The sequence below is a fragment of the Inquilinus sp. CA228 genome (assembly GCF_052078665.1).
Taxonomy (GTDB): Bacteria; Pseudomonadota; Alphaproteobacteria; order DSM-16000; family Inquilinaceae; genus Inquilinus.
Genome location: NZ_JBQJIK010000123.1, coordinates 1 through 15,222 on the forward strand (window position 1 = coordinate 1; position 15,222 = coordinate 15,222).

The window sequence follows — 15,222 nt, forward strand, 5'->3', positions numbered from 1 at the left end:
CCGGGCCCGGGCGCCGAGGCCGCGCGGCTCGTCCCGCCGGCCCGACTGGCCCGATCCGGACGGGGCGGCCAAAGCCGGCTGGGACGGGACCGGATCGGCGGTCGCCGGCGCCACCGCGGCCACCGGCGCGATCGATGCCGGCGACGCGGCCGCGGTCTCGGCCAGCAGTTCCGCCATCGGCCCTAGCGAGGCGACGACCACGGGCTTCGGCGCGTTCGGCGCCACATCGATCAAGGTCGCGGTGCCGGGCCGCGCCGCCGGCGGCGTGAGGGGCGCCACCGGCGCCGTGTCCGCCAGGCCCTCGGCCGGGGCCAGAGGCGGCTCGGTGGTCGCCTGCACCGGCGGGGCGGCCACCGGCAGCCCGGGCAGCGGCAGCGGGTCGGCCAGGCGGGCCGGCGGGTCGAGCCGCGCGGCCTCGGCGCCGGGGCCGGGCAGGCTGACCGGCACCAGCACCGGCTCGGCCTGCTGCGGCTCCGGCGCCGGGCGCGTCACCTCCTGCAGGGCATTGGCCCAGGGGTCGAGCGGCGGCTCCGGCTCGGGCAGGCGCGGCACCGCGGCGAAGGCGGAGCCGAAGAAGACATGCAGCGGGTTGGCCGTCGGGGCGGGGGCCGGAGGCGCCTCGGCCAGGCGCCGCGCCGTGACGACGGCGGGCTGCGGCCGCACCGCCTCCGCCGGGTCGACCACATGCGCCGGCTCGACCGCGATCCCGGCGAGATCGACGGCGACGACGGGCGGCGCTGCCGGGCGCGCGGAATCGATCGCGATCGCGCCGCCGAGGGCGGCAGCCCCGACCAGCGCGATCGACAGAAGAAGCAGGCCCTTCGACGTCATGCCCGGCTCCCCCCTTGTCGGCGCGTGGGGCGGAGCCCATCCGGGCACACTCCGCCCGGCGCCGCCGGGAGACGGGGCAACGCTCTGCGCCGGCGATCGGGCCCCGGGATGATCGCAACGGATCCGGGAACACCGACCGCCCAAGTGCATTTCATTGCGGTCACGGGGGGCGCGGGTATCATGGCGCGCCCTGCGAGTCCAGACCGACGGAAGGCCATATGTCGCCACAAACCGCTGAAATCCGCCGTTTCGCCTGGGTTCGCCCAGTACGTTTTTTCGCTTTTTTTATCGCGATTGCCGCCTTTCCGGCCCTGGCTCAGGACAAGCCGGCCGCCGAGTCGGCACCGAAAGAAGCGATCGACATCGAGCTGAACAAGCTCGAACCCGGCAACAACGGCTGCCGGGCCTTCATGGTCATGCACAACGGCACCGACCGGAGCTACAGCAACCTGCAGCTCGACCTCGTGGTGTTCGACCCGAAGGGCATCATCGTCGACCAGCTGGCCGTGGACATGGCTCCGCTGAGCGCCGGCAAGACCATGGTCAAGGTGTTCGAGATCGCCGGTCATGATTGCGGTAATTTCGGCCGTGTGCTGTTGAACGACGTGTTGACCTGCAAGGCGGGGGACGCAGCGGTCGAACGCTGCATCGATCTATTGGTTCCCACCAGCCGGGCGGCGATCGGTTTCATCAAGTAAAGAAGGCCGGATCATGGCGGTCGACCCGCAGATCATTACGATGCTTGAGCGGATCGGCGCTGTTTCCGGGGACACAGCGCCGGCCGAGCGCCTGTCGCCGGCCGAGGCGCGGCGTGCCATGGCCGCGGTGCTGCCGCTCCTGAACGAGCACGCGCCGACCGTGGCGCGGGTCGAGAATCGCACCCTGCCCGGCGCGGCGGGGCCGATTGCCGCACGCTTCTACGATCCCGGCGCGCCAGACATGGGGGGCTCGCTGTCGCCGGCGATCGTCTACATCCATGGCGGCGGCTGGGTGCTGTGCGACCTGGACAGCCATGACGGCGTGTGCCGGGAGCTGGCGCAGCGCTCCGGCCTCAAGGTGGTCAGCCTCGGCTACCGGCTGGCGCCGGAGCATCCGTTCCCGGCTGCGCTCGAGGATTGCGTCGCGGCGGTGCGCTGGCTCGCCGCCCAGGGCCGCGACTGGGGCATCGACCGGCTGGTGATCGCCGGCGATTCGGCCGGGGCCAACCTGTCGCTCGCCACCCTGCTGGCGCTGCGCGACGCCGGCGAGCAGCCGCTGCGCGGGGCGGCGCTGGTCTATGGCGTGTTCGCGCCCGACCACGACACGCCATCGCATCTGGCGTATGGCGGCGACAACCGCTATTTCCTGTCGACTGCCGAGATGGAGTGGTTCTGGGGCCATTACGTCCCGGCCGGCACCGACCGGCGCACGCCGCTGGCCGCGCCGCTCTACGCCGATCTCGCCGGCCTGCCGCCGCTGTACCTGACCGCGGCGGAATACGATTGCCTGAGGACCGACAGTGAACAGCTCGCCTACCGCCTGGCCGTGGCCGGGCAACCGCACGAATTCCGGCTGTGGCGCGGCATGATCCACGCCTGTCTGCACATGGCCGGCAATGTCGAGGCGATGCGGGCCGAGATCGACCATCTGGCCGCCTTCCTGCGCCGGCAGGCGACGGCATGAGCCGCCCCCCTCGCCCCCCGAAACCCGGCGCCGGACGCACGCGCAGCCCCGGCCGATCCTCCGAAGCCGGCGACGAACGGCGCCCGCCGCGCGGACGCACGCCCGCCGGCCGAGCCGGAGCCCAGGCCCAAGGCGAGCGGCCGGCGCGGGACACCCGGCGCCCCGACAGGCCATCCCGCGGAGCCCCTGCGGACCGTGAAGAGGCCGAACGGGCACCCCGCCGCACCGCGCGCGCTCCCGCCGGCCGCGGCACCCGGCAGGACGAGCCGGAAGCGATGCCGAAGCGCCGACCGCCGCGTGGTGGCAAGCCGCCCTCCCGCGGGGGCCCGGCGGACCGCGAGGAAGCCGAACGCGCTCCCCGCCGCGCCGCGCGCGCTCCCGGTGGCCGTGGTGCCCGGCAGGACGAGCCGGAGGCGATGCCGAAGCGCCGGCCGCCCCGCGGCGGCAAGCCGCCGGCCCGCCCCGCCGCCGCGAAGGCCGGCGACCAGACGGCGCCACGCGGCGCGAAGCGGGCCGGTCCGGCACCGGCCGGCCGGCGGCCTGCGCCCGGCAAGCCGCGCGGACCGCGATCCAAGGCGGCCTCGCCGCAGGAGGCCGCGCGCGCCGCCATCCCGGAATGGCTGTGGGACGGCGAGGAGCCGGCGGAAGACGCCGCCCCACGCCGGCGCGGCCGTCCGCGCGGTCCAGCGCCGGAAGAGCCCGCCGAGCCGACGGAGGTCCCCGCGGCGCGCGCCAGGACCGCACCGCGGCGCCCGCTGACCTCATCGCGCAAGATCGCCGGCGACGCTGGAGCAACGAAGCCGGGGGCGGCGAAGCCGGGCGAGCGCTGGCGCGAGGAGCGGCGCAAGCGCCCGTCGCCGGAGCCGGACCAGGCCCGCTACGTCGTCTTCCACAAGCCCTATGGCGTGCTGAGCCAGTTCACGCCGGAAGGGCGCTGGCGCGGCCTGAACGAGTTCGGCCTGCCGCCCGGGATCTATGCCGCCGGCCGGCTGGACGCCGACAGCGAAGGGCTGCTGCTGCTGACCGATGACGGGCCGCTGATCAAGCGCCTGCTGGACCCGAAGCACGGCCATCCGCGGACTTATCTGGCGCAGGTCGAGGGCGACCCGGCGGAGGAGGCGCTGGCCGCCCTGGCCGGCGGCATCGCCCTGACCGACGGCCCGACCCGCCCCTGTGGCATCGAGCGGCTGGAGGCGGAGCCGGAGCTGGCGCCACGCGATCCGCCGATCCGGTTCCGGCTGGCGATCCCGACCACCTGGCTGCGCCTGACCCTGACCGAGGGCCGCAACCGCCAGGTGCGCCGGATGACGGCGGCGGTCGGCCACCCGACGCTGCGCCTGGTCCGCGTCGCCATCGGCGGCCTGGAGCTGGGCGATCTGCCACCCGGGGCGTGGCGCATGGTCGACCGCGAGGAGGTGCTGCCGGCATTCCGCTGATCGCAACCGGATGACCGCCGCATGACATGAAATTCACGGGTGCCGCCCGACCTGTCACGATATGACCACGGGCTGGACCCGGAAACCGGCCGACGGAGCGGAGTGGCGGGATGAAGCCGAGCACGCGACAGTTCTGGAAGGATTTCTTCGCCCTCCTGATGCCGTTCTGGCGCTCGAAGGAGAAATGGCCGGCGATCGGGCTGCTGGTGGTGATCGTCGCCTTCACGCTCGGCGCCGTGTTCCTCAGCGTGCAGTTCAACTTCTGGTACAACCGCTTTTACCAGTCGCTGCAGAACTACGACCAAGCCGCCTTCTGGCGTGAGCTGGCGATCTTCGCCGGCCTGGCGACCGCCCATGTCCTGCGCAGCGTCTATGCCGCCTATCTCGGCCAGTGGCTGCGGATCCGCTGGCGGCGCTGGATGACCGACCACCTGCTGGGCGAATGGCTAACCGACCGGGCCTATTACCGCCAGCAGCTGACCGCGAGCGCCACCGACAACCCGGACCAGCGCATCTCCGAAGACATCCAGCAATTCGTCGATGGCACCCTCACGCTCAGCCTCAGCTTCCTCGGCAATGTGGTGAACCTGGTCTCCTTCGCCGTGATCTTGTGGGGGCTGTCGGCGCCGCTGACGATCCCGCTGTTCGGCAACGACATCGTGATCCCCCACTTCATGATGTGGGCCGCGATCGTCTACGCCATCGTCGGCACCATCCTGACGCATCTGGTCGGCCGCCCGCTGATAGGGCTGAACTTCCAGCAGCAGAAGCGGGAGGCGGATTTCCGCTTCGGCCTGGTCCGGTTCCGCGAGAACACCGAGGCGGTCGCGCTGTATGGCGGCGAGCCGAGCGAAAGGCAGGGGCTGCTGCGCCTGTTCGGCGGAGTGATGAGCAACTGGTACGCGCTGATGAGCCGGCAGAAGAAGCTCGGCTTCCTGACCTTCGGCTACGGCCAGGCCTCCGTCGTCTTCCCCGCCATCCTGGCCGCGCCCCAGTATTTCGCCAAGACCATCGAGCTCGGCGGCTTCCTGCAGGTGCAGCAGGCCTTCGGCAACGTCCAGGACTCCCTGTCCTGGTTCGTCAGCGCCTATTCGTCGCTGACCGAATGGAAGGCGACGGTCGACCGTCTCACCGGCTTCCGCCGCAGCATCGAAGCGGCCAAGGCCCAGGCACAGTCGACCGAGATCGACGTCGCCCCGCAGGCCCAGGGCGACCTCGCCGTCGAATCCGTCCAGCTCGCTTTGCCCGACGGCCAGACGCTGCTCGAAGGCCAGAACCTGAACGTCCGCCCCGGCGACCGGCTGCTGCTGACCGGCCCGTCCGGCGCCGGCAAGTCGACGCTGTTCCGCGCTTTGGCCGGGATCTGGCCCTTCGGCAAGGCGCGCATCCGCATCCCCAAGGACGCCAAGGTGCTGTTCCTGCCGCAGCGGCCCTATCTGCCGCTGGGCACGCTGCACGCCGCCGTCGCCTATCCGGCCAAGCCGGAGGAGGTGTCCGCCGAGGCCGCGACCGAGGCGCTGCGCGCCGTCGATCTCGGCCATCTGGTGCCGGCGCTGGAGCAGGAGGAGTACTGGGCCCGCCGCCTGTCGCCGGGCGAGCAGCAGCGCCTGGCCGTCGCCCGGGCGGTCCTGGCCAGGCCCGACTGGCTGTTCCTGGACGAGGCGACCAGCGCCCTGGACGAGGCGACCGAGCAGCGGATGTTCGCGCTGCTGCACGACCGGCTGCCCGGCACCACCTGGCTGACCATCTCGCACGATCCCAAGGTCGCCGCCTTCCACAACCGCCACTGGCGGATCGAGAAGGACGGCTCGGCCCCGGGGCGCCTGGTCGAGGTGCCGGCGGCCGCCGCGGCCTGACCGGGACAACGCTCTTCGGACATACCGCTCCGTCATCGCGAGGAGCGAAGCGACGTGGCGATCCAGAGGCCGGTGCCGCTGGATCGCTTCGCTGCGCTCGCGATGACTCCACTATATTTAAGAATTGACTTATTTAATCTATATCTTCATAAGAGGCTCATGAACGCCTTCGCCGCCCTCGCCGACCCCACCCGGCTTCGGATCGTGGAGATGCTGGCGGCGGGGGAGCGCGGCGCCGGCGAGATCGCCGGCGCGTTCGCGATGAGCGGGCCCGCGGTCTCCCAGCACCTCAAGGTGCTGCGGGAGGCCGGGCTGATCACCGTCCGGGCCGAGGCGCAGCGGCGCATCTACGCGCTCGACCCTCAGGGGTTCGACGCGCTGGAGGAGTGGCTGCGGCGCATCCGCCGCTTCTGGGGCGGCCGGCTGGACGAGCTGGAGCGGCAGCTGCGCGCCGCCCCCACCGACACAGGAGAACCATCATGAGCGAGTACGGCACCATCATCGCCCCCGGCGCGGTCCGGTTCGAGCGGCTGCTGCCCGGCCCGATCGAGCGGGTCTGGGCCTATCTGACGGAATCGGACAAGCGCGGCGCCTGGCTCGCCACCGGCGCCGTCGAGCCCCGCGCCGGCGGCCAGGTGGAGCTGCATTTCCTCCATTCCCAGCTGTCGCCGCTGCCGGACGAGATCCCGGCCAAGCACAAGTCGATGGAGAAGGGCGCCAGCTTCACCGCCCGGGTGACGCGCTGGGAGCCGCCACGGCTGCTGAGCCACAGCTGGCCCGAGCCGTCCGGCAACGAGTCGGAGGTCACCTTCGAGCTGACGCCGCAGGGCAACGACATCCTGCTGGTGCTGACCCACCGCCGCCTCGGCACGGATCAGATGGTGAGCGTCGCCGGCGGCTGGCACACCCATCTCGGCATCCTGGTCGACCGGATGAACGGCCGGGTGCCGCAGCCCTTCTTCATCACCCATGGGCGACTGGAGGGCGAGTACGAGAAGCGCATCGCCTCGGCCTGAGTCCCACGACCGGAGGAAAGGACCATGACCGCGACCTTCGCCGGCGGCCGCAACATCGCGCTGAAGGTGCCGCCGCACCAATATGACGCCACCGTCAAATTCTACCGTGACGTGATCGGCCTCAGGCCGCTGGACAACCACCCGCCGGCCATCGGCTTCGAGTTCGGCGCCAACCAGCTGTGGATCGACCGGGTCGAGGCCCTCAGCCAGGCCGAGCTGTGGCTGGAGATCGTTGCCGACGACGTGCCCAAGGCCGCCGGGCATCTCGCCGCCGCCGGCGTGGCCCGGCGCGACGAGATCGAGCGCCTGCCCGACGGCTTCGACGGCTTCTGGATTTCCGATCCCGCCGCGATCATCCATATCGTCACGGCGAAGCGCAGCCAGTATTGAGGGTTACGTCCGCGGCTCCGTGGTCAGCGGCAGCAGCCGGGCGTGCGACGCCTCCAGCAGCCGGGCCATCGCCGCCGCTGCCGCCTCCGGCTCCCGCCCGATGATCGCGGTGCGCACCGCATCGTGCAGCGCCACGTCCTCGCTGGGCCGGGTGGCGTGGCGCTGCAGCATCTCCGACGACACCCGCAGCGCCGACTTCACCCCCGCGCCGATGGTCACGAACAGGCCGTTATGCGAGGCGGTGATGATGGCCAGGTGGAACTCCAGCGCCGCCTCGGACGACGCCTTCACCGGCTGCTTCTCCTCATAGGCGCGGGCCAGCTGGCGGAAATGGCGCTCGATCGCGGCGTGGTCCTCGGCCGTGCCGTCGCGCGCCGCCAGGAACGACGCCCGCGGCTCGAAGCACTGCCGCATCTCGTAGATGTCCTCGACGATCTTGGCGTCGAACTGGGCCAGCAGCCGCCACGACAGCACATCGCGGTCAAGCAGGTTCCATTCGCCGAAGGGCAGCACCCGCGTGCCGGTCTTCGGCGACACCTCGATCAGCCGCTTGCCCGCCAGGCTCTTGATCGCCTCGCGCAAAGTGGTCCGGCTGACGCCGTAGGTCTGGCACAGCTCGCTCTCGATCGGCAGCGAATCGTGAGGCCGGAACTCGCCGGACACGATGCGCATGCCCAGGCTGTTCGAGACCTGGGCGCTCATCGTCCCGACCAGGACCATCTCCCGTTCCAGCATCAGACCGTCTCCACCCATGTCCCTCTTTATCGAATAGGCCGGGGAAGGCCCGGTTGACAAAACCCGTCGATCCCCCCGATGATCGAATCATATGATAATACCATTGGGGAGGAAATGGCGTGGCCGACATCGAGATCCGGGATGTCAGCAAGCGCTTCGGGCCGGTCACGGTGTTCGACGGCCTGTCGCTGTCGATCGACTCCGGGGAGTTCATCGTCTTCCTCGGGCCGTCCGGCTGCGGCAAGTCCACCCTGCTGCGCATGATCGCCGGGCTGGAGAGTGTCGACGGCGGTGAGATCCGCATCGCCGGCACCCGGGTCGACACCCTGCCGCCGGGCGCCCGCCGGGTGGCGATGGTGTTCCAGCACTACGCCCTGTACCCCCATATGACGATCTTCGAGAACATGGCGTTCGGGCTGCGCAACATCGGCCTGAAGCAGCCGGAGATCGACCAGCGCGTCCAAGGCGCCGCGCGGACACTGGAGATCGAGGAGCTGCTGCAGAGGAAGCCCGGCCAGTTGTCCGGCGGCCAGCGCCAGCGCGTCGCCATCGGCCGCGCCATCGTCAAGGAGCCGCGGGCCTTCCTGTTCGACGAGCCGCTGTCGAACCTGGACGCGGCGCTGCGCGTGCGCACCCGGGTCGAGTTGGCGCGGCTGCACCGCCGGCTGCGCGCCACCATGGTCTTCGTCACCCATGACCAGGTCGAGGCAATGACCCTGGCCGACCGGATCGTGGTGATGAATGAGGGCCGGATCGAGCAGGTCGGCACGCCGATGGAGATCTACACCCGGCCGGCCACCAAATTCGTCGCCCGCTTCGTCGGCGTGCCGGCGATGACCTTCCTCGACGCCGTGATCGTCGGTGAGCAGGGCGGCGCCGTGCTGCGCCTGCCGGACGGGACCGAGCTGCGCACCCCGGTGCCGGCCGATGGGCTGCCGGCGCACCAGCCGATCACGCTGGGCCTGCGGGCCGAGGCGGTGCGGATCGACGGCCGGGGCAGCACCCAGGGCACGGTCGAGGTGGTCGAGCGGCTGGGCGACCGCACCCATCTGCATGTCCGGCTGCAGGACGGGTCGACCCTGATCGCCGAGGATGCCGGGCTGAGCGGCGTCGCGGTCGAGGACCGGGTGGGCCTGAGCATCGATCCCGCCGCCGTCCACCTGTTCGGCGCCGACGGCGTCGGCCGCCACGCCGTCGCGTGAGGAGGGGCCGCGTGAGGAGGAAATGGTGACCGCCACCGCCGCCGGCCGCACCATCGAACGGGCCCGCCGCCTGGGCGGCGCCCGGATCGGGCCGGACTGGCGCAATGTCGGCTTCGTCCTGCCCTTCCTGATCGTCTATCTGGTGCTGCTGGTCTGGCCGCTGTTCGACGGCATCTGGATCAGCCTGCAGAAGTTCGACATGTTCGACGGCACCGGCGCCTATGCCGGCCTCGCCAACTACAAGCGGCTGTTCGCCGACAAGATCTTCCTCGGCGCGGTCTGGAACACGGCGCTGTTCGTGCTGATGACCGTGCCGGCCTTCGTCGTGGTCGGCCTGGTCCTGGCCCTGGCGCTGAACCGGCCGACCCGGGCGGCGGCCGCCCTGCGCGCCACCTTCTTCGCCACCTCGGTGCTGTCGGTCACCATCGTCACCATCGTCTGGAAGATGGTGTATCTGCCGGACCGTGGCCTGCTGACCAATGTGCTGGGCGTGTTCGGGCAGGCGCCGATCCCGATCCTGAGCGACCCCGGCCTGGCCCTGCCCGGCATCGCCGTGGCCACGCTGTGGTGGGGCATCGGCCTGCCGATGATGCTGTTCCTGGCGGCGCTGCAGCAGATCCCGCGCGAGCTGTACGAGGCCGCGGCGCTGGACAGCGCCGGCCGCTGGCGGGCGTTCCGGCACATCACCCTGCCCTCGATCCGGCGGACCGTGGTGCTCGTGGCCGTGGTCGAGATCGTCTACCAGTTCCAGCTGTTCGGGCAGTCCTACCTGCTGACCCGCGGCGGGCCGAACAACGCCTCGCGCTCCATCGTGCAGTTCATCTACGAGCAGGGCTTCCGCAACTGGGACCTGGGCTATGCCGCCGCGGCGTCCGAGGTGCTGTTCGGGCTGATGCTGATCGCCGCCATGGCGCAATACCTGCTGACCCGCCGGAGGGCCGAGGGATGACCGCCATCACCACGGCGCAACCGCGGCAGGGCATGGTCGGCCGCAGCCTGGGCGACCGGCTGATCCTGTGGGCCGTCATCCTGCTCGCCGTCATCTGGGTGGTGCCGGTGGCCTGGATCACCGGCCTGTCGTTCAAGCCCAACAGCGAGCTGATGACCGACACCGGCACGCTGTTCCGGGCGCCCTACGCGCTGAAGAACTACACCGACATCCTCGCCAATTCCGGCGTGTTCCGGTGGGTGCTGAACAGCGTGGTCGTGGCGCTGGGCCAGACCGTGGGCGTGCTGGTGCTGGCGTCGCTGGCCGGCTACGGCTTCGCCCGCGCCCAGTTCCCCGGCCGCGGCATCATGTTCGCGCTGGTGCTGATCGGCCTGGCGGTACCGGAGCAGGCGGTGATCATCGCCCGCTTCCAGATGTTCAACGACCTGAAGATCCACAACTCCTATCTCGGGCTGATCCTGCCGCATCTGTCGGCGCCGTTCGGCGTCTTCCTGATGACGCAGTACTTCAAGGCCATCCCGAGGGAGCTGGACGAGGCGGCGCTGCTGGACAACGCATCGCGCTTCAAGACCTTCTGGCGGGTGCTGCTGCCGCTGACCGTGCCGGCCCAGGCGACGCTCGGGATCTTCACCTTCCTCAGCGCCTGGAACGACTATCTGTGGCCGCTGATCTCGGCGACCAAGCCGGAGATGTTCACCCTGACCGTCGGCCTGGCCTCGACCCAGACCAACTTCGCCCAGTCCGAGGGGCTGGGCTACCTGATGGCACAGTCGGTCTTCGCCGGACTGCCCGTGCTGATCGTCTACCTGTTCTTCCAGAAATACATCGTCACGGCCGTCGCCGGCGCCGCAATCCGCTGAGACGCGCGGCAGAACGGCCGGAACCAAGGAGGGAGAGCCATGAGAAGCAGCTTTGCTTTGGCCCTGACCGGGCTGGTCCTGGCCGGGGGTCCCGTCTGGGCGCAGGACAAGACCGAGATCTCGCTGTCGCGCTTCTTCGGCGCCTGCGAGGCCGACTATGCCGCCGTCACCGACGTCGCCAAGGCGCATGGCGAGTGCGGCATCATCACGGCGCTGATCAACAAGTTCAACGCCGAGAGCCCGGACGTCCACGTCAAGGTCGATATCGTCGAATGGCCCGGCTACGACCAGCTGACCGCCCGGCTGCGCTCCGACGACCCGCCGACCATCTCGGTGATGCATGAATCGGTGATCAGCGACTACGCCTCGCGCGACCTGCTGGAGCCGCTGGACGAGGACTTCAAGGCCGCCGGCATCGACCTCGCCGACTTCACCGAGGCGGCCAGGACCGGAGTGACCAAGGACGGCAAGATCTACGCCCTGCCCTTCGACACCCACACCTGGCTGTGGCACATCAACCTGAACCTGTTCAAGCAGGCCGGGCTGGTCGGGGCCGACGGCAAGCCGGTGCTGCCGAAATCGCCGGAGGAGCTGCTGGCCCAGGCCAAGCAGTTCAAGGAGAAGACCGGCAAGCCCTATTTCGTCCAGGCGACGGTGAACGAGCAGGCGAACTACGCCCGCACCCTCTACACCCTGCTGTACCAGCAGAATTCCGACTTCTTCGCCGACCCGACCCAGATCAAGCTGCAGACGCCGGAAGCCCGCAACGCGGTCGAGCTGTTCAAGACCATCTACCAGAACGGCGACACCACCACGGACCAGGACTACGCCGCGTCGACGGCCGGCTTCGCCCAGGGCGACGGCGGCGTCTACATCATGGGCACCTGGCTGATCGACAGCTACAACGAGGAGGCGGCCAAGCCCGGCGTGGCGCTGAGCAATGGCTATGCCGTGGTGCCGTTCCCGCAGCTCTACGGCAACGCCAAGGTCTGGGCCGACGGCCACAGCTGGGTGGTGCCCAAGGCCGGGCTGGACGACGCCAAGCGCAAGGCCGCGGTCAAGGTCCTGAAGTTCCTGTGGGACAACGACTTCGAATGGGCCCGCACCGGCCACCTGCCGGTGCGCCAGTCGGTGGCGACATCCCAGGCCTTCCTCGACCTGCCGCACCGCAAGGACATCGTCAGCCTGACCAAGGACGGCACCGCCCTGCCCCAGGCGGTGAAGCGCCAGTTCGGACTGCAGGAGATCCTGACCGAGGAGTTCAACGCCGCGGCCCAGGACCAGAAGACCGTCGACCAGGCCCTGGCCGACGCGGAGAGCCGCGTCAACGAGCTGCTGGCCAACGCCAAGTGATCCGCTGCGGCCGCGCCGGACGGCGCGGCCGCTTCTTCCACCATCCCATCGAGACCATCGACCCATGATCTCCGCCAGGCTGACCGTCGACCGCGACTTCGTCCTCTCCGACCTCGACCGCCGCGTCTTCGGCGCGTTCGTCGAGCATATGGGCCGCTGCGTCTATGGCGGCATCTTCGAGCCCGGGCACCCGACCGCCGACGCCCGCGGCTTCCGCGGCGACGTGCTGGAGCTGACCCGGGAGCTCGGGCCCACCATCATCCGCTATCCCGGCGGCAACTTCCTCTCGGGCTACGACTGGGAGGACGGGGTCGGCCCGGTGGAGCAGCGCCCGGTGCGGCGCGACCTGGCCTGGTCCTCGACCGAGACCAACCGCTTCGGCACCAACGAGTTCATGGACTGGGCCCGCGCCGCCGGGATCGAGCCGATGCTGGGCGTCAATCTCGGCACCCGCGGGCCGGACGAGGCGCGCCGCTTCCTCGAATACTGCAACCATGCCGGCGGCTCGGCCCTGTCGGACCTGCGCCGGTCGCACGGCCATGCGGCGCCGCACGACGTCAAGTTCTGGTGCCTGGGCAACGAGATGGACGGCCCCTGGCAGATCGGCGCCAAGACCGCCGAGGAATACGGCCGGGCGGCGCTGGAGACGGCCAAGGTGATGCGCTGGGTCGACCCGACCATCCAGCTGGCCGCCTGCGGCTCATCCCACCGCAACATGGCGACCTACGGCGCCTGGGAATACGAGGTGCTGGACCACTGCTACGACCAGGTCGACTTCATCTCGCTGCACACTTATTTCAACAACAACGCCGATTCGGCGCCGGAGTATTTCGGCGTGATCGAGCTGATGGACGCCTTCATCAAGGAGGTGGCGGCGATCTGCGACGCGGTCGGGGCCAAGCGCCGGTCGCGCAAGAAGATCATGCTGTCCTTCGACGAGTGGAACGTCTGGTACAAGACCCACAAGATCGAGCACATGCGCAAGCCGGGCTGGCCCGAGGCGCCGCATCTGATCGAAGAGGTCTACAACGCCGAGGACGCGCTGATCGTCGGCGGCGCCCTGATCGCCCTGATGAACAACGCCGACCGGGTGAAGACCGCCTGCATCGCCCAGCTGGTCAACGTCATCGGCCCGATCATGACCGAGACCGGCGGCGCCGCTTGGCGCCAGACCATCTTCCACCCTTTCGCCCTGGCCGCCCGCCACGGCCACGGCCGGGTGCTGCAGGCCAAGGTCGAATCGCCCGGCTACGCCGCCATGTCCTGGCCGGAGATCCCGTATCTCTACGCCACCGTGGTCGACAACCCGGCGGACGGCACCACCACGGTCTTCGCCCTGAACCGCAGCCTGTCCGACCCGATGGACCTCGACGTCGCGCTGCGCGGCCTGGGCGCCGACCGCCGGCTGGTGGAGGCGACCGAGATCCACCACGCCAACCTGAAGGCGGTGAACACCAAGGAGGCGCCGAACACCGTGGCGCCGGCGGCGAACCCGGACGTCTCGGTCGACGGCGAGCGGCTGCGGGCGAAGCTGAAGCCGGCCAGCTGGAACGTGATCGTGACGCGGAGCGCGCCGCGGGCGTAGTCTGGGCTGGACGGGGCCGCGACTCTCGGCTTGACGCCGGGCGTGCGGCCCCTTATACGAACGCCCTCGTCCCGGCAGCAATGCCGGGCCATTGTTTTTGACCGTGTTTCGAGGATAGACCCATGGCGCGACGCTGCCAGGTGACCGGCAAGGGCGTGATGAGTGGCAACAATGTCAGCCACGCCAAGAACAGGACCCGTCGGCGCTTCCTGCCGAACCTGCAGATCACGTCGCTGGTCTCGGAGGTGCTCGGCGTGTCGGTGCGCATGCGCCTGTCCACCAACGGCATCCGCACCATCGAGCATCGCGGCGGCCTTGACGGCTACCTCGCCGGCGCGGCGGATTCGGCCCTGGACGCCGAGCTGCGCGGCCTGAAGCACCGCATCCTCAAGGCCCAGGCCGCCCTGGCCGCCTGATCGATCCGCGCTGGCGGCCGCCCCGCGGCCGCGCGAAGGACTGAAGAAAGCCCGCCCACGGTCGCGGGCTTTTTTCGTTGCCGGCCGCCGGCATTGCGGACCGGCCGGCGTTCCCTTCATGCTCCGATCCTCAGAATCGAAGGGGGATGCGGACCATGGGGATGACGCTCTATTCCGGGCCGCTGAGCCTGTTCTCGCGCAAGGTCGAGATCGCCCTGGCCGAGAAGGGCCTGGCTCATGAGCGGATCATGGTGCCCTTCACCCAGACCGAGGGCTACCGGCCGAAGCACCCGGCGGTGCTGGCCGCCAACCCCAAGGGCCAGGTGCCGGTGCTGGTCGACGGCGACCTGGCCCTGTTCGATTCGACCGTGATCCTCGACTATCTCGAGGACGCCCACCCGACGCCGCCGCTGTTTCCGCGCGGCGCCGCGGACCGCGCCCGTTGCCGCCTGGCCGAGCTGGAGGCCGACGAGATCGTGATGCCGGACGTCCGGCCGCTGATGCATCGCAGCGAGCCGCCCGACCCGGCCCGGCTGGAGGCGCAGGAGGCCGGCGCCTGCAAGGCCGAGGAGGCGCTGCGCGGCCATTGGCGCCGGCTGGATGCGCGGCTGGCCGGCCGCGAGTTCTTCTTCGATTCGCTGACCGTCGCCGACATCGCCCTGTTCATGACCGTGCTGTTCGCGCTGCGGCTGCACGGGCCGCGGCTGGACGGCTTCCCGGCTTTGGCCGCCTGGTACGAGGGCCTCTCCGCCCGCCCGGCCTTCGCCAGGGTCCTCAGCGAGGTCGCCGCCGCCGACCGCGAGCTGTCGCCGGCGCTCTTCGGATAGGTCGGCTCAACCCCCTCACCCGGAACCGCTGCGCGGTTCCGACCTCTCCCCAAGGAGAGGTGTAGGAGCGCGGCTCTGTTTCCCTCTCTCCTCGGGGAGAGGGA

Annotated in this window: 15 protein-coding genes and 1 pseudogene; 14 read left to right on the forward strand and 2 right to left on the reverse strand. The window is 70.3% G+C overall.

The window, feature by feature from the left end; genetic code table 11:
- Positions 1-831 (reverse strand): annotated as a pseudogene (locus ACTOWL_RS35875) (hypothetical protein); the annotation flags it as partial.
- 218 nt (positions 832-1,049) lie between these two features.
- On the opposite strand from ACTOWL_RS35875, the gene ACTOWL_RS35880 reads away from it, so the two are divergent.
- The 7 genes from ACTOWL_RS35880 to ACTOWL_RS35910 all read left to right on the forward strand — a co-directional run bounded on the left by ACTOWL_RS35880 (position 1,050) and on the right by ACTOWL_RS35910 (position 7,191).
- Positions 1,050-1,529 carry a Tat pathway signal sequence domain protein gene (locus ACTOWL_RS35880; protein ID WP_441326099.1) on the forward strand — a complete coding sequence of 160 codons (480 nt, stop codon included), beginning with the start codon at positions 1,050-1,052 and terminating at the stop codon, positions 1,527-1,529.
- 13 nt (positions 1,530-1,542) lie between these two features.
- On the forward strand, positions 1,543-2,493 hold the full coding sequence (locus tag ACTOWL_RS35885; RefSeq protein WP_441326100.1) for an alpha/beta hydrolase: 951 nt from the start codon (positions 1,543-1,545) through the stop codon (positions 2,491-2,493).
- A gap of 416 nt (positions 2,494-2,909) precedes the next feature.
- Positions 2,910-3,929, forward strand: coding sequence for a pseudouridine synthase (locus tag ACTOWL_RS35890; protein ID WP_441326101.1), 1,020 nt, complete (start codon positions 2,910-2,912; stop codon positions 3,927-3,929).
- A gap of 110 nt (positions 3,930-4,039) precedes the next feature.
- Entirely contained in the window at positions 4,040-5,785 is a 1,746-nt protein-coding gene (locus tag ACTOWL_RS35895) for an ABC transporter ATP-binding protein/permease (protein ID WP_441326102.1), read from the forward strand.
- 159 nt (positions 5,786-5,944) lie between these two features.
- Positions 5,945-6,268: an ArsR/SmtB family transcription factor gene (locus ACTOWL_RS35900; RefSeq protein ID WP_441326103.1), complete on the forward strand. Its 324-nt coding sequence runs from the start codon at positions 5,945-5,947 to the stop codon at positions 6,266-6,268.
- Positions 6,265-6,801, forward strand: coding sequence for an SRPBCC family protein (locus ACTOWL_RS35905; RefSeq protein WP_441326104.1), 537 nt, complete (start codon positions 6,265-6,267; stop codon positions 6,799-6,801). Before ACTOWL_RS35900 ends, ACTOWL_RS35905 begins: the two co-directional genes overlap by 4 nt.
- A 24-nt stretch (positions 6,802-6,825) precedes the next feature.
- Complete coding sequence (locus ACTOWL_RS35910) at positions 6,826-7,191, forward strand: hypothetical protein (protein WP_441326105.1); 366 nt, start codon at positions 6,826-6,828, stop codon at positions 7,189-7,191.
- A 3-nt stretch (positions 7,192-7,194) separates the two neighbouring features.
- Here the strand turns inward: ACTOWL_RS35910 and ACTOWL_RS35915 are convergent, their stop codons facing one another.
- Positions 7,195-7,926: a FadR/GntR family transcriptional regulator gene (locus tag ACTOWL_RS35915; protein WP_441326106.1), complete on the reverse strand. Its 732-nt coding sequence runs from the start codon at positions 7,924-7,926 to the stop codon at positions 7,195-7,197.
- Positions 7,927-8,045: 119 nt separating this feature from the next.
- Here ACTOWL_RS35915 and ACTOWL_RS35920 point away from each other — a divergent pair, with 119 nt between their 5' ends.
- The 7 genes from ACTOWL_RS35920 (at position 8,046) to ACTOWL_RS35950 (ending at position 15,118) form a co-directional block, all read left to right on the forward strand.
- On the forward strand, positions 8,046-9,128 hold the full coding sequence (locus ACTOWL_RS35920; RefSeq protein WP_441326107.1) for an ABC transporter ATP-binding protein: 1,083 nt from the start codon (positions 8,046-8,048) through the stop codon (positions 9,126-9,128).
- 25 nt (positions 9,129-9,153) lie between these two features.
- Positions 9,154-10,077, forward strand: coding sequence for a carbohydrate ABC transporter permease (locus ACTOWL_RS35925; RefSeq protein WP_441326108.1), 924 nt, complete (start codon positions 9,154-9,156; stop codon positions 10,075-10,077).
- The gene (locus ACTOWL_RS35930; RefSeq protein ID WP_441326109.1) at positions 10,074-10,937 is read left to right on the forward strand and encodes a carbohydrate ABC transporter permease; all 864 of its coding nucleotides are present in this window, start codon (positions 10,074-10,076) and stop codon (positions 10,935-10,937) included. Before ACTOWL_RS35925 ends, ACTOWL_RS35930 begins: the two co-directional genes overlap by 4 nt.
- A gap of 39 nt (positions 10,938-10,976) precedes the next feature.
- A complete protein-coding gene (locus tag ACTOWL_RS35935; protein WP_441326110.1) occupies positions 10,977-12,290 on the forward strand; it encodes an extracellular solute-binding protein in 1,314 nt (437 codons plus the stop codon).
- Between the two features lie 64 nt (positions 12,291-12,354).
- Entirely contained in the window at positions 12,355-13,875 is a 1,521-nt protein-coding gene (gene arfA, locus ACTOWL_RS35940; protein WP_441326111.1) for an arabinosylfuranosidase ArfA, read from the forward strand.
- A gap of 122 nt (positions 13,876-13,997) precedes the next feature.
- Positions 13,998-14,291, forward strand: coding sequence for a 50S ribosomal protein L28 (rpmB, locus tag ACTOWL_RS35945; RefSeq protein WP_441326112.1), 294 nt, complete (start codon positions 13,998-14,000; stop codon positions 14,289-14,291).
- Positions 14,292-14,452: 161 nt separating this feature from the next.
- A complete protein-coding gene (locus ACTOWL_RS35950) occupies positions 14,453-15,118 on the forward strand; it encodes a glutathione S-transferase family protein (RefSeq protein WP_441326113.1) in 666 nt (221 codons plus the stop codon).
- The last annotated feature ends 104 nt before the right edge of the window (positions 15,119-15,222 follow it).

What these genes read in the sequence shown, in the direction of transcription:
- ACTOWL_RS35890 (WP_441326101.1), top strand. Translation starts at nt 2,910, where the DNA reads ATGCCGAAGCGCCGGCCGCCCCGCGGCGGCAAGCCGCCGGCCCGCCCC.
- rpmB (WP_441326112.1), top strand. Translation starts at nt 13,998, where the DNA reads ATGGCGCGACGCTGCCAGGTGACCGGCAAGGGCGTGATGAGTGGCAAC.
- ACTOWL_RS35950 (WP_441326113.1), top strand. Translation starts at nt 14,453, where the DNA reads ATGACGCTCTATTCCGGGCCGCTGAGCCTGTTCTCGCGCAAGGTCGAG.
- ACTOWL_RS35885 (WP_441326100.1), top strand. Translation starts at nt 1,543, where the DNA reads ATGGCGGTCGACCCGCAGATCATTACGATGCTTGAGCGGATCGGCGCT.
- ACTOWL_RS35880 (WP_441326099.1), top strand. Translation starts at nt 1,050, where the DNA reads ATGTCGCCACAAACCGCTGAAATCCGCCGTTTCGCCTGGGTTCGCCCA.
- ACTOWL_RS35930 (WP_441326109.1), top strand. Translation starts at nt 10,074, where the DNA reads ATGACCGCCATCACCACGGCGCAACCGCGGCAGGGCATGGTCGGCCGC.
- ACTOWL_RS35895 (WP_441326102.1), top strand. Translation starts at nt 4,040, where the DNA reads ATGAAGCCGAGCACGCGACAGTTCTGGAAGGATTTCTTCGCCCTCCTG.
- ACTOWL_RS35935 (WP_441326110.1), top strand. Translation starts at nt 10,977, where the DNA reads ATGAGAAGCAGCTTTGCTTTGGCCCTGACCGGGCTGGTCCTGGCCGGG.
- arfA (WP_441326111.1), top strand. Translation starts at nt 12,355, where the DNA reads ATGATCTCCGCCAGGCTGACCGTCGACCGCGACTTCGTCCTCTCCGAC.
- ACTOWL_RS35905 (WP_441326104.1), top strand. Translation starts at nt 6,265, where the DNA reads ATGAGCGAGTACGGCACCATCATCGCCCCCGGCGCGGTCCGGTTCGAG.
- ACTOWL_RS35910 (WP_441326105.1), top strand. Translation starts at nt 6,826, where the DNA reads ATGACCGCGACCTTCGCCGGCGGCCGCAACATCGCGCTGAAGGTGCCG.
- ACTOWL_RS35900 (WP_441326103.1), top strand. Translation starts at nt 5,945, where the DNA reads ATGAACGCCTTCGCCGCCCTCGCCGACCCCACCCGGCTTCGGATCGTG.
- ACTOWL_RS35915 (WP_441326106.1), bottom strand. Translation starts at nt 7,926, where the DNA reads ATGCTGGAACGGGAGATGGTCCTGGTCGGGACGATGAGCGCCCAGGTC.